Source organism: Streptomyces sp. NPDC029138, from assembly GCF_055564375.1.
This window is the reverse complement of record NZ_JBVHWM010000099.1, coordinates 13,671-27,213: the sequence shown is the minus strand read 5'-3', so window position 1 is coordinate 27,213 and position 13,543 is coordinate 13,671. Positions and strand designations below refer to the sequence as shown.

Annotated in this window: 10 protein-coding genes; 7 read left to right on the top strand and 3 right to left on the bottom strand. The window is 72.2% G+C overall.

Annotated features, from left to right (window positions below; all coding sequences use genetic code 11):
• Positions 1 to 136: 136 nt before the first annotated feature.
• Positions 137 to 976 (bottom strand): IclR family transcriptional regulator, encoded by an 840-nt coding sequence (locus ACZ4WH_RS41260; protein WP_468190704.1) that lies wholly within the window; start codon positions 974 to 976, stop codon positions 137 to 139.
• 301 nt (positions 977 to 1,277) lie between these two features.
• On the opposite strand from ACZ4WH_RS41260, the gene ACZ4WH_RS41255 reads away from it, so the two are divergent.
• Together ACZ4WH_RS41255 and ACZ4WH_RS41250 are read left to right on the top strand one after the other, a co-directional pair.
• Complete coding sequence (locus ACZ4WH_RS41255) at positions 1,278 to 1,601, top strand: bifunctional 3-phenylpropionate/cinnamic acid dioxygenase ferredoxin subunit (RefSeq protein ID WP_030644878.1); 324 nt, start codon at positions 1,278 to 1,280, stop codon at positions 1,599 to 1,601.
• Positions 1,602 to 1,725: 124 nt separating this feature from the next.
• Complete coding sequence (locus tag ACZ4WH_RS41250; RefSeq protein ID WP_468190701.1) at positions 1,726 to 2,931, top strand: NAD(P)/FAD-dependent oxidoreductase; 1,206 nt, start codon at positions 1,726 to 1,728, stop codon at positions 2,929 to 2,931.
• Between the two features lie 130 nt (positions 2,932 to 3,061).
• On the opposite strand, the gene ACZ4WH_RS41245 is transcribed toward ACZ4WH_RS41250, so the two are convergent.
• Positions 3,062 to 3,583, bottom strand: a complete 522-nt coding sequence (locus ACZ4WH_RS41245; RefSeq protein ID WP_468190699.1) for a hypothetical protein — start codon at positions 3,581 to 3,583, stop codon at positions 3,062 to 3,064.
• A 420-nt stretch (positions 3,584 to 4,003) separates the two neighbouring features.
• Between ACZ4WH_RS41245 and ACZ4WH_RS41240 the strand changes: the two genes are divergently transcribed.
• The 5 genes from ACZ4WH_RS41240 to ACZ4WH_RS41220 are packed head-to-tail and all read left to right on the top strand — an operon-like array spanning position 4,004 to position 11,905.
• On the top strand, positions 4,004 to 6,820 hold the full coding sequence (locus tag ACZ4WH_RS41240; RefSeq protein ID WP_468190697.1) for a sensor histidine kinase: 2,817 nt from the start codon (positions 4,004 to 4,006) through the stop codon (positions 6,818 to 6,820).
• Positions 6,817 to 7,251 carry a roadblock/LC7 domain-containing protein gene (locus ACZ4WH_RS41235; protein WP_030644885.1) on the top strand — a complete coding sequence of 145 codons (435 nt, stop codon included), beginning with the start codon at positions 6,817 to 6,819 and terminating at the stop codon, positions 7,249 to 7,251. The genes ACZ4WH_RS41240 and ACZ4WH_RS41235 overlap by 4 nt, the downstream gene beginning before the upstream one ends.
• 9 nt (positions 7,252 to 7,260) lie before the next feature.
• Entirely contained in the window at positions 7,261 to 7,656 is a 396-nt protein-coding gene (locus ACZ4WH_RS41230; protein ID WP_468190695.1) for a DUF742 domain-containing protein, read from the top strand.
• Positions 7,657 to 7,680: 24 nt separating this feature from the next.
• Positions 7,681 to 11,319: a hydantoinase B/oxoprolinase family protein gene (locus tag ACZ4WH_RS41225; RefSeq protein ID WP_468190693.1), complete on the top strand. Its 3,639-nt coding sequence runs from the start codon at positions 7,681 to 7,683 to the stop codon at positions 11,317 to 11,319.
• A complete protein-coding gene (locus ACZ4WH_RS41220; RefSeq protein WP_468190691.1) occupies positions 11,300 to 11,905 on the top strand; it encodes a GTP-binding protein in 606 nt (201 codons plus the stop codon). The genes ACZ4WH_RS41225 and ACZ4WH_RS41220 overlap by 20 nt, the downstream gene beginning before the upstream one ends.
• Positions 11,906 to 11,996: 91 nt before the next feature.
• On the opposite strand, the gene glpK is transcribed toward ACZ4WH_RS41220, so the two are convergent.
• A complete protein-coding gene (glpK, locus tag ACZ4WH_RS41215; RefSeq protein WP_468190689.1) occupies positions 11,997 to 13,517 on the bottom strand; it encodes a glycerol kinase GlpK in 1,521 nt (506 codons plus the stop codon).
• Positions 13,518 to 13,543: the final 26 nt, after the last annotated feature.

Below are 13,543 nucleotides of genomic sequence, written 5' to 3'. Positions count from 1 at the left end.
CTTGGAAAAAAGAACCTGTGGGGAAACACCCCCCCCCCCCCCCCCCCCCCCGCACCCCCCCCCCCCCCCCCCCCCCCGCCGTGGTTCGGGCCGTGCGCGTGCGAGTCGGTGCGCGATCAGCGGTGTTGAAGGCGATTCAGAAGCCGTACCCCATCCGCCGGGACAGCTCGGCGCCCGCGGCGACCGTCCGCTTGGCCACCTCCGGCAGCCGGTCCGCGTTGAGCCGGTAGACCGGACCCGAGACGCTGATCGCCGCGATCACCTTGCCGTCGTGCGAACGCACCGGCGCCGCGACGGCCGCCAGCCCCAGCTCCAGCTCCTCGATCGTGACGCCGTAGCCCTGCCCGACCACGGCCTCCAGTTCGGCGCGCAGCATCGCCGCGCCGGTGATCGTACGGTCCGTGAACCGCGGCAACGGCCGTGCCAGCAGGCCCTCGCGCAGGGTCGGCGGCATGTGCGCGAGCAGTACCTTGCCGCTGGAGGTGGCGTGCAGCGGGGTGCGTCTGCCCAGCCAGTTCTGCGCGGTCACGGACGCGGTGCCGCGCGCCTGCATGATGTTGACCGCCGCGTCGTCGTCGAGCACGGCGATGTTGACCGTCTCGCCCAGCTCGTCGGCGACCTCCCGGCAGACCGGGACGCCCTCCTGGGAGATGTCGAGACGCACTGCCGCCGCCCCCGCCAGGCGCAGTACGCCGGCCCCCAGGTAGTACTTCCCGCGGTCCTTGGCCTGGGCCACCAGGCCGCGGTTCTCCAGGACGCCGAGCAGCCGGAACGCCGTGGACTTGTGCACGTCCAGCTCCTCGGCGATCTCGGTGACGCCCGCCTCGCCGTGCCGCGCGAGGATCTCCAGCACGCTCACGGCGCGGTCCACCGACTGCACCGCGCTGGCCGTTCCCCGGCCGCTCTGCCTCTCCGGGGCCCCTGGGGTCTGTGTGGTCTCCTCGCTGCGGTCAGACTGCTTCTGCGTGCGGGTCATGGCTCAACTCTCACCACCTGTGGGCCCGGTTCGGGCCGCATCTGCGGGAAGCCCTTGACGCGACGGTCGTCCCGCCCGGATTCTGTTGCGCATAGCGCTGAATCGTGCGCCATGTGAAACATCATGTTACCGAAGCGTCTGGATCCCGGAAGGGTGCCGGACCACCCGGACCGTCGACGGTCCGTCACTCCCTTGCCGCTTCACCGGGCCGGACCGACGTGGGTCCGGGCTCCCGGAGGCATCCCTGACGCCTGCATCGAGCAGGTCCCGGACCGAGTGTCCCGGACCGAGAGGGGGGCCCGTGATTCCCGTCTGCCGCCTCGAAGACCTTCCCGAGGGTGAGTCCGTCCGCGTCGCGACCACACCGCCGATCGCCGTGTTCCGCACCGAGGACGGCGAGTTGTACGCCATCGACGACACCTGCACCCACCAGGACGCCTCCCTCTCCGAGGGCTGGCTGGAGGGCTGCCTGGTCGAGTGCCCGCTGCACGCGGCGTCCTTCGACCTGCGCACCGGCGAACCGACCTGTCTGCCGGCCCGGCGCCCGGTGCGCACTCACCGCGTCACCGTGGAGGACGGCGTCGTGCACGTCCACCTCGGCGCGGAGGAGGGTACGGCCGCATGAACACCGCCCGGCACCGGCACCCCGCCTCCGCCGCCCCTGGCCGTCCGCCCGCCGCGGCAGAGGTTCGCCCGCGCCGCGTGTCTCGCCCCCGCCGCCCCGCCACCGACGCCTGGAGCCGTGCCGTATGAGAACCGTGACCATCGTCGGCGCCTCCCTCTCCGGGCTCTACGCCGCCCGTGAGCTACGCGCCCAGGGCTTCGACGGCCGACTGGTGATCGTCGGCGAGGAACCCCATCACCCCTATGACCGCCCCCCTCTCTCCAAGGACTTCCTCATCGGCCGCGCCGACGAGAGCGAACTGGCCCTCACCGACGCCGACGAGACCGCCGGACTCGACGCCGAGTGGCTGCTCGGCGTCCGCGCCCGCGGGCTCGACCCCCGTGGCCGCACCGTCCTCCTCGCCGACGGCCGCACGGTCTCCACCGACGGCGTCGTCATCGCCACCGGCGTCGCCGCCCGCCGACTGCCCGGCGACAGCCTCGCCGGGGTCCACACCCTGCGCACCCTGGACGACGCCCGAGCCCTGCGCGCCGAGCTCACCCGCGGGCCCCGCCGGGTCGTCGTCATCGGCGGCGGCTTCATCGGCGCCGAGACCGCCTCCTCGTGTGCCCGGCTCGGCCACGCGGTCACGGTGGTCGAGGCCGCGCCGCTGCCGCTCGTGCCCCAACTCGGTGCCCGGATGGCCGCGGTGTGCGCCGCCCTGCACCGCCGGGGCGGAGTGCAACTGGTCACCGGCACCGGCGTGGCCGCGCTCCGGGGCACCGCCGCCGTCACCGGGGTCGACCTCGCCGACGGCCGCACGCTGCCCGCCGACATAGTGATCGTCGGCATCGGTGCCCGCCCCCACACCGACTGGCTGGTGGGCTCGGCACTCGCGCTGCATGACGGTGTGCTGTGCGACGACGGGTGCGTGACCACCCTGCCGCAGGTGGTGGCGGTCGGTGACGTCGCCCGGGTCGGCGGCACCCGGGCCGAGCACTGGACCTCCGCCACCGAGCAGCCCCGCGTCGCCGTCACCAACCTGCTCGCCGGCCGCACCGTCGCGACCGCCCGCACGCTGCCGTATTTCTGGTCCGACCAGTACGACTCCCGGATCCAGTTCGCGGGCCGGTACCGCGAGGGCGACACCGTCCACGTCACCGAGGGTGAGATCACCGACGACGGCGCCCCCGGTGGGTCCGGCTTCCTCGCCCGCTACGAACGGGACGGCCGCACCGTCGCCGTACTCGGAGTGGACCGCCCCCGCGCGTTCATGCGGGCCCGCCGCGAACTCCAGCAGGAGGAACGCCGGCGACCGGAAGGGCCCCGGGTGGAGCCGGCCGTTCTGTGACGGTGGGGAGGACCGGGGTCCGGCTTTCCTGCGTCCCGTGGTCGGGTCACCTGGCGCGGCGACCAGGCGTCCGGGACCCCAGGGCCCCGGTGGCCTGACCGCCGGCGGTTCCCGCGCCGTTCGCCAGGAGTCAGGAGTGCGACAGCTGCCCCGCGCCGCCGGTCCTGCGTATCCGTTCCTGTTCCCGCACGCTCGCCCGCTCCTGGCGGCGGCGGGCGCGGCGCTCGCGGCGCAGGGTCCGGGCCGTGCTGCTGGGCTCGGAGACCACGCCGTACCGCTGGTTCCACACCTGGCGGGTCACCCACACGTCGACCACGGCCCAGGTGGCCACCACCGTGCTCGCCACGCTGCTGATCACCATGGGGAACGCCAGCCAGGACCCGGCCAGTGTGGACAGGAACGCCACCATGGCCTGAATCAGCGTCACCGCTATGACGAGGACCGCCCGCACCGCCGCCGTGCGCACCGGATCGGGCAACGGGTGCCGACGCGCCGGCTCCTCGATCCACAACGGACGGTAGCTCTGCTGCCGTTCGTCACCGCCGCGCTCGCGCACCGGAATGTCCCGATCCGGCTCCTCCTTGTCCCTCCGAACCCGCGAGCGTTCCGCCACGCTCTCCTCGGGCGCCCCGCGCCGCTCCGCCGTGCCCATCACCGTGTCACTCCCCACCGCCAGCAGACCGCTCGCCCCCGGCGTCCGAAGACTCCGACTCCCCAGTGGCTGCCCGGCTTGCGCTGTTTTACGCCGCCGGGGTGCGGGATGCGTCTCCTGTGGCCCATTCCGCCCCCATTTCCCATAGAGAAGGACGCACGAGATCCCCCGAAGATTCCCAACCGGCGAAAAAAACCGGCCAACCGCCTGACCGTGCGGCCGTCGTAGGCACCGCGTGGGTGTCCGGATCGCGGTGGCAATCTCCCCCAATGCCCGGACAACTCGCCATGTCTCGCCGCCAGGGCGGAAGTTCGCCCTCCGGACATGTCTTCGAGTTGACCGCGAGGCGGTAGTAGGCTCGCGCCGTTTGCTGACGGACATGAGCACCCCCGGCCGGCGGGGGTCGAGCTGGGGGAGGCCATGCGCTTTCGCGGGAAGTCGATCCGCCGGAAGATCGTGGCGCTGCTTCTCGTGCCGCTGGTGTCCCTGACCGCCGTCTGGGGCTTCGCCACGGTGCTCACGGGGCGCGAAGTCGCCCAGCTGTTCCGCGTGACCGACGTGGTCGAGGACATCGGCTACCCCACCGAGGACACCGTTCGGGTCCTGCAACAGGAGCGTCGTCAGACCCTCGTCTACCTCGCCGACCCGCGGGCCTCCGAGGCCCTTGCGGCGCTGCACCGCACCCGCACCGCCACCGACCGGGTGATCACGACCATCCGCGAGAACGCCAAGGACCCGGACGTCCGGGGCGGCATGGACGCGGACGACAGCGACCGCCTCACCGCCGTCCTGGACGCCTTGGACGGCCTCGACCTCCTGCGTCGCAGCATCGAGGGGGGCACCGTCACCCGCGCCCAGGCGTTCGACCTCTACAACCGTCTCGTGGACCCCTGCTACGCCCTCCTCGCGTCCCTCGACGGCCTGGACGACGTCGAGGTCGACAAGCAGGCCCGCGCCCTGGTGAACGTCACCCGCGCCCGCGAGCTGCTCTCCCGCGAGGACGCCCTGCTCGGCTCCTCCCTCGTCGTCGGCCGGCTGACCCGCGACGAGAGCCGTGGCATCTCCGACCTCGTCGCCCAGCGCACCCTCCTGTACGACATCAGCCTTCCGCTGCTGCCCGCCGCGGAGCGCGAACGCTACGAAGGTTTCTGGAAGAACGCCACCACCGCCCCGCTGCGGGAGGCCGAACGGACCGTCATCGCCTCGGACTCCGGCATCCCTCGCGATGTCACCGCGAAGAGCTGGGACGCCGCCGCGGCAACCGTCCTGGACGAACTCGGCACCCTGGACGACCAGGTGGGCGACCGCTTCCAGGACCGTATGCGCCCCGTGGCCGTCGGCGTCATCGTGGAGGCGGCCGTCGCCGGTGTCCTCGGTCTGGTCGCCCTGCTGCTCTCCGTCGTGCTCTCCATCCGGGTCGGCCGCTCCCTGATCCGTGACCTGCGCCAGCTGCGCCTGGAGGCGCACGAGGCGTCCGGTGTCCGGCTGCCCAGCGTGATGCGCCGGCTGTCCGCGGGGGAACAGGTCGACGTCGAGACCGAGGTCCCGCGCCTGGAGTACGACAAGAACGAGATCGGCGAGGTCGGACAGGCCCTCAACACCCTGCAACGCGCGGCGGTCGAGGCCGCCGTCAAGCAGGCCGAGCTGCGGGCCGGCGTCTCCGAGGTCTTCGTCAACCTCGCCCGCCGCAGCCAGGTCCTGCTGCACAAGCAGCTCACCCTGCTCGACAGCATGGAGCGCCGGACCGAGGACACCGACGAACTCGCCGACCTGTTCCGCCTGGACCACCTCACCACCCGTATGCGCCGGCACGCCGAGGGTCTCGTGATCCTCTCCGGAGCCGCGCCCTCCCGGCAGTGGCGCCGGCCCGTGCAGCTGATGGACGTCGTCCGCGCCGCCGTCGCCGAGGTCGAGGACTACGAGCGCATCGAGGTCCGGCGCCTGCCGCGGGTCGCCGTGACCGGGCCCGCCGTCGCCGACCTCACCCATCTCGTGGCCGAACTCCTGGAGAACGCCACCGTCTTCTCGCCCCCGCACACCGCCGTGCAGGTCATCGGCGAGCGGGTCGCCAACGGTTTCACCCTGGAGATCCACGACCGGGGCCTCGGTATGACGGCCGAGGCACTCCTGGACGCCAATCTGCGCCTCGCCGAGACTCCCGAGTTCGAACTCTCCGACACCGACCGGCTCGGCCTGTTCGTGGTCAGCCGCCTCGCCCAGCGCCAGAACGTCCGCGTCTCCCTCCAGCCGTCGCCGTACGGCGGCACCACCGCCGTGGTGTTCATCCCCGACGCGCTGCTCAGCGACGACATCCCGGACACCAACGGCGTCGGCTTCCGGCTCGACCGGGACCGGCCGGTGAAGGGCACCGGACAGGCGGTGGGCCACGGTGCCGGGCGGTCCCCGGCACCCCTGCAACTGCCGGGCCTGCCGACCTCCCTGCTGGACGGCCCGGTCGAGCTGGAGGCGCCCGTCGATCTCGACGCGCTGGACGACTTCCCCGGCGCCCTCCCGGACGAGGACAGTGAGCGCGGAGGTCTGTTCCGCCCGCACCGGGTCCGCCCGGGCGACGACGAGCAGGCAGCCGCCCCGGCGGCCGATCGCCTGTCGCGCGACGAGCCTGGTGACCACGGGGCCGTACCCCTGCCCCGGCGGCAGACGCCCAAGCTGGTCAGCTCGCACGGCAAGCCCGTCACCGACCAGCGGCCCCGCCGCGGCGAACCCGATCCCGGGGCCTCTGCCGCCGTGCGCCGCTCCGACTCGGGCGGACCGGCCCCGCTGCCCACCCGCCGCCGCGGTACGTCCTCGCGGCGCCCCACCGGACTCACCGACCGCGCCGAGGACACCACCACGCCGGCCGAGAGTGCCGAAGCGGTCTCGGAAGCCCCGGCGCTGCCCAGGCGCACCCGGACCGAGACACCCGGCACCGTCGGCCCGGCGGACATGGCACCGCCTCGCGCCGGCACCGCCGCACCCCCAGATGACTCCGCCCCGGAGCCGGGCACCGGGCCGCTGCCCCGGCGCGTACGCCAGGCGAGCCTGGCACCCCAGCTCAAGCAGGACACCGACCGGCGTGCCGAGCGCGCGGCGCCGCCCGCCGACCGTGATGCCGAGGAGGTCCGCAGCCGGATGGCCTCGCTCCAGCGCGGCTGGCAGCGTGGCCGGGAGGAGAACGCCGCGGGCGACGAAGCCCGGGACGGCACAGCACGACGAACGACTAAGGGGGACGGTCGATGACCGCACCGAAGGCGACCGGCCACACGGCGACCGACAAGGGCGAGCTGAACTGGCTCCTGGACGATCTGGTCGACCGGGTCGCCAGCATCCGCAAGGCCGTCATCCTGTCCGGCGACGGCCTGCCGACGGGGGTGTCCAAGGACCTGACCAGGGAGGACAGCGAGCATCTGGCCGCCGTGGCGTCCGGCTTCCACAGCCTCGCCAAGGGTGTCGGCCGCCACTTCGAGGCGGGCAGCGTCCGGCAGACGGTCGTCGAGCTGGACGACGCCTTCCTCTTCGTCACCGCCGCCGGGGACGGCAGCTGCCTCGCCGTCCTCTCGGACGCCGACTCCGACGTCGGGCAGGTCGCCTACGAGATGACGCTCCTGGTCAAGCGGGTCGGCGTCCATCTGGGCACCGCCCCGCGCACCGATCTGCCCGCAGGCGGGTAGTGGGATGACATGAGCGCAGACGGTCAGGGAAGAAACCACTGGTTCGACGACGAGGCCGGGCCGGTCGTCCGTCCGTACGCCATGACGCGTGGCCGCACCACGAGTGAGGGCCAGCACCGCCTCGACCTGATCGCGGTGGTCGTCACGGAGCCCGACACGGGCGACCCGGAATCGGACCCGACACTGTCCCCCGAACACGTGGAGATCGTCGGACTGTGCCGGGACGCGCCCCAGTCGGTCGCCGAACTCGCCGCGGAACTCGACCTGCCCATCGGCGTCGTCCGCGTCCTCATCGGCGACCTGGTGCACGCCGAACTCGTCCATGTGACCCGTCCGGTTCCCCCGGCCGAGCTGCCGGACGAGAGTATTCTGCGCGACGTGATCAACGGCCTCCGGGCGCTGTGACCGGCGCGGAAGCGGGGTAGTGACGTGACTGGCTGGCAGTTCTGGGTCGACCGAGGCGGCACCTTCACCGACATCGTCGCGCGTCGCCCGGACGGCCGGCTGCTCACGCACAAACTGCTGTCCGACAACCCGGCCCGGTACACCGACGCGGCCGTCGCGGGCGTACGCGCACTCCTCGGCGACTCCCAGGAGCCCGTCGAGGCCGTTCGCATGGGTACCACGGTCGCCACCAACGCCCTGCTGGAACGCAAGGGCGAGCGCACGCTCCTCGTCGTCACCCGCGGCTTCCGCGACGCCCTGCGCATCGCCTATCAGAACCGCCCCCGCATCTTCGCCCGCCGCATCGAGCTGCCCGAGCTGCTCCACGAACGGGTCGTGGAGGTGGACGAACGCGTCGCCGCCGACGGAGCCGTCCTGCGCGCCCCCGACCTGGACGCCCTGGAGGGTCCCCTCCGGGAGGCGTACGACGACGGGATCCGCGCGGTCGCCGTCGTCTGCCTGCACAGCCACCTCCACCCCGGCCACGAACGCGCCATCGGGGAACTCGCCGCCCGCGTCGGCTTCCCGCAGATCTCCCTGTCCAGCGAGGTCAGCCCGCTGATGAAGCTCGTCCCGCGCGGGGACACCGCCGTCGTGGACGCCTACCTCTCGCCCGTGCTGCGCCGCTACGTGCGGCACGTCGCCGATGAACTGCGCGGCGTCCGGCTGATGTTCATGCAGTCCAACGGCGGGCTGACGGAGGCCGGACAGTTCCGTGGCAAGGACGCCATCCTCTCCGGACCGGCCGGCGGCATCGTCGGCATGGCCCGCATGTCGCAGCGCGCCGGCTTCGACCGCGTCATCGGCTTCGACATGGGCGGCACCTCCACCGACGTCTCGCACTTCGCCGGCGCGTACGAGCGCGTGTTCACCACACAGATCGCGGGTGTCCGGCTGCGGGCACCGATGCTGGACATCCACACCGTCGCCGCCGGCGGCGGCTCCGTCCTGCACTTCGACGGCTCGCGTTACCGGGTCGGCCCCGACTCGGCCGGTGCCGACCCGGGCCCCGCCTGCTACCGCGCCGGCGGCCCGCTCACCGTCACCGACGCCAACGTGATGCTCGGCCGCATCCAGCCCGCCCACTTCCCGGCCGTGTTCGGGCCCGGCGGTGACCAGCCACTGGACGCAGCCCTCGTCCGCGACCGGTTCAGCGCCCTCACGCGCGAGATCCACGAACACACCGGTGACGACCGCACCCCGGAGCAGGTGGCCGAGGGCTACCTGGAGATCGCCGTGGCCAACATCGCCAACGCCGTGAAGCGGATCTCCGTGCAGAAGGGGCATGACGTCACCCGCTACGCCCTGACGACCTTCGGCGGGGCGGGCGGCCAGCACGCGTGCCGGGTCGCCGACTCGCTCGGGATCCGGACCGTCCTCGTACCCCCCATGGCCGGCGTGCTCTCCGCGCTCGGCATCGGCCTCGCCGACACCACGGCCATGCGCGAGCACTCCGTGGAAGCACCCCTGGACGCCGCCTCCATGCCCGGCATCCGCGAGACCGCCGACGACCTGGAGACCGCCGCACGCGCCGAACTCGTCGCCGAGGACGTCCCGGAGGACCGCGTCCAGGTCACCCGCCGTGCCCAGCTCCGCTACGACGGCACCGACACCACCCTCACCGTCGAACTGGCCGAGCCCGACGCCATGCGGCACGCGTTCGAAGAACGTCATCGCGCCACGTACTCCTTCACACTCGACCGCCCGGTCGTCGTGGAAGCCCTCTCCGTCGAAGCCACCGGCATCACCGCACCCCCCGATCTCTCCGCCCTCGCCCCGTACGAGGGCCGTGCCCAGGCGCCCGGCACCGTCCGCCTCCACACCGGCGGCGCCTGGCGCGACGTACCCCTCCACCACCGGGAGGCCCTTCCTCCCGGCGAGACCGTCACCGGCCCCGCGATCATCACCGAGGCCGGCGCCACGACCGTCGTCGACGACGGCTGGCGGGCCGCCGCGACCGATGACGGGCATCTGCTCATGGAACGCACGGCGATTACACAGAGTTCCCGCGTCGACACAGAATCCGATCCGGTTCTGCTTGAGGTCTTCAACAACCTCTTCATGTCGATCGCCGAACAGATGGGGGCGCGGCTGGAGTCCACGGCCCAGTCCGTCAACATCAAGGAGCGGCTCGACTTCTCCTGCGCCCTGTTCGACCCGGACGGAAACCTGGTGGCCAACGCCCCCCACATCCCCGTCCACCTGGGCTCCATGGGCACCAGCGTCAAAGAGGTCATCCGCCGGCGCGGCTCCGCCATGCGGCCGGGCGACACCTACGCCGTCAACGACCCGTTCCACGGCGGCACCCATCTGCCCGACGTCACCGTGATCACGCCCGTCTTCGACACCGACCGGGCGACGGACACGCAAAGTGAGCCGCGGATCCTCTTCCACGTCGCCTCACGCGGTCACCACGCCGAGATCGGCGGCATCGCCCCCGGCTCCATGCCGGCCCACAGCCGCACCATCGAGGAGGAGGGCGTCCTCTTCGACAACTGGCTCCTCGCCGAGAACGGCCGTTTCCGCGAGGAGGAGACCCGCCGCCTGCTCGCCGAGGCGCCGTACCCGTCCCGCAACCCGCGCACCAACCTCGCCGACCTGCGCGCCCAGATCGCCGCCAACCAGAAGGGCGTCGACGAGGTCCGGCGCATGATCGAGGAATTCGGCCTCGATGTCGTCCAGGCCTATATGCGGCACGTCCAGGACAACGCCGAGGAGGCCGTCCGCCGCGTCATCGACGCCCTGGACGACGGCGAGTACGCCTACGAGACCGACTCCGGCGCCGTCATCCGGGTCCGCGTCCGCGTCGACCGCACCGAACGCCGGGCGACCATCGACTTCACCGGTACGTCCGCGCAGCTCACCACCAACTTCAACGCGCCCTTCGCGGTGGTCAACGCGGCAGTCCTGTACGTCTTCCGCACGCTCGTCGCCGACGACATCCCGCTCAACGACGGCTGTCTGCGGCCCTTGGAGATCATCGTGCCGACCGGCTCGATGCTCGCGCCCGAGCCGCCCGCCGCCGTGGTCGCGGGCAACGTCGAGACCTCGCAGGCCATCACCGGCGCTCTCTACGCCGCGCTCGGCGTCCAGGCCGAGGGCTCCGGCACCATGAACAACGTCACCTTCGGCAACGAGCGGCACCAGTACTACGAAACCGTCGCCTCCGGATCCGGCGCCGGAGACGGTTTCCCCGGTGCCGACGTGGTCCAGACCCACATGACCAACTCCCGGCTCACCGACCCGGAAGTCCTGGAATGGCGGCTACCGGTCCGCCTGGAGGAGTTCGCCGTCCGGCGGGGGAGCGGCGGCGCCGGGCAGTGGCGGGGCGGCGACGGAGCCCTGCGCCGGATTCGCTTCCTCGAACCGATGACCGTCTCCACGCTCTCCCAGCACCGCCGCGTGCCGCCGTACGGCATGGCCGGCGGCGCCCCCGGAGCGCTCGGCGCCAACCGGGTGGAACGCGCGGACGGCACGGTCACCGACCTCGGCGGAAGCGGCTCGGCCGACGTCGGCCCCGGCGACGTACTCGTCATCGAAACCCCCGGTGGCGGCGGCTACGGCCGACCGTCACCCGACCCCCATCAAGCAGGAGAAGAGATCGATGATCTTCGGGCGTTCTGAGCGCGGCAAGGCCCCGGTCGAGCCCGTCACGCTCAAGATCCTCGTGGCCGGCGGCTTCGGCGTGGGCAAGACGACCCTCGTCGGCGCGGTCAGCGAGATCAGGCCGCTGCGCACCGAGGAACTGCTCACCGAAGCCGGGCGGCCCGTCGACGACACCAACGGTGTGGAGGGCAAGCACACCACCACGGTGGCCATGGACTTCGGCCGCATCACCCTGCGCGAGGACCTGGTGCTCTACCTCTTCGGTACGCCAGGGCAGGAGCGGTTCTGGTTCATGTGGGACGAGCTGTCCGAGGGCGCGCTCGGCGCCGTCGTCCTCGCCGACACACGCCGCCTGGAGGACTGCTTCGCCGCCGTCGACTACTTCGAGCGGCGTTCCATCCCCTTCCTCGTCGCTGTCAACTGCTTCGAGGGGGCTGCCCGTTACCCCGCGGAGTCCGTCCGCCAGGCCCTGGACCTGGACGACGACGTGCCGGTCCTGCTGTGCGACGCCCGTGACCGGGAGTCGGTCAAGGAGGTGCTCGTCGGACTCGTCCAGCATGCGATGGAGTACACGGCCGACCGCCGCAGGGCCGTTCTGCGCTGACCGACGGCACGGCCCGTACCCCCGCCGACCGGGGTACGGGCCGTGGTCCCGTGCGGAGCGCCCACGCGCGCGTGCGGCGGCTTTCCCGCTGCTACGCCCCGTTCTCCTCCAGCCAGCCGAAGCTCTTCTCCACGGCCCTGCGCCAGTTCCGGTACTCGCGGTCACGGACCGAGGCCTCCATGGCGGGCGTCCACTCCGTGTCCTTCCGCCAGTGGGACTTCAGCTGGTCCAGGTCGTTCCACACGCCCGTGGCCAGCCCGGCCGCGTAGGCGGCGCCCAGGCACGTCGTCTCCGAAACGCGGGGCCGGATCACCGGCACGCCGAGGACGTCCGCCTGGTGCTGCATGAGCAGGTTGTTCCGGGTCATGCCGCCGTCGACCTTCAGCGTGCTGATCCGCACCCCGGAGTCCTGGTACATCGCGTCCACGACCTCCCGGGTCTGCCAGCTCGTCGCCTCCAGCACCGCGCGCGCGAGGTGGGCCTTCGTGACGTACCGGGTGAGGCCGGTGACGACGCCGCGCGCGTCGGAGCGCCAGTAGGGCGCGAACAGGCCCGAGAAGGCGGGCACGATGTAGGCGCCGCCGTTGTCGTCGACGCTCGCCGCCAGTGTCTCGATCTCGTCGGCGGTCCGGATGATCCCGAGCTGGTCGCGGAACCATTGGACCAGCGCGCCCGTTATCGCTATGGACCCCTCCAGGCAGTACACCGGCGCCTCCCCGCCGATCTTGTAGCCCATCGTCGTCAGCAGCCCGCTCTTCGACGGCACCGGCCGGTTGCCGGTGTTCAGCAGCAGGAAACTGCCGGTGCCGTAGGTGTTCTTCGCGGTGCCGACGTCATAGCAGGCCTGCCCGAACACGGCGGCCTGCTGGTCGCCCAGCGCCGAGGCCACGGGCACCCCGGACAGCCGCCCGACCGCGGTCCCGTACACCTCGGCGGAGGACCTGATCTCGGGCAGTACGGCCTCGGGCACGTTCATCGCGGACAGGAGGGAGGGATCCCACTGGAGGGTGTCCAGGTTCATCAGCATGGTGCGGCCGGCGTTCGTGACGTCGGTGACGTGCCGGCCGCCGTCGGTGCCACCGGTGAGGTTCCAGATCAGCCAGGAGTCGATGGTTCCGAACGCGATCTCACCGCGCTCGGCCCGCTGCCGCAGACCGGGCACGTGATCCAGCAGCCAGGCCGCCTTGGGCCCGGAGAAGTAGCTGGCCAGCGGCAGCCCGGTCTTCTCGCGGAAGCGGTCCTGGCCGTCCGTGCCGCCCAGTTCGCCGCACAGGGGCGCGGTACGGGTGTCCTGCCAGACGATCGCGTTGTGCACGGGCTTGCCCGTGGCCCGGTCCCACAGGACCGTGGTCTCCCGCTGGTTGGTGATGCCCAGCGCGCTCAGCTGGTCGGCGCGCAGTCCCGCCCTGGCGAGCGCCCCGGCCACCACGGCCTGCACCTTGGACCAGATCTCGGTGGCGTCGTGCTCCACCCAGCCGGGCTTGGGAAAGATCTGCCGGTGCTCGCGCTGGTCGACGGCGACGATCGCGCCGCTGTGGTCGAAGACGATGCAGCGGCTGGACGTGGTGCCCTGGTCGATGGCGGCGACGTACGTGTCGGCGGTGTCCGTCATGGCTGTCCCTGGGTCGCTGGGTCGGA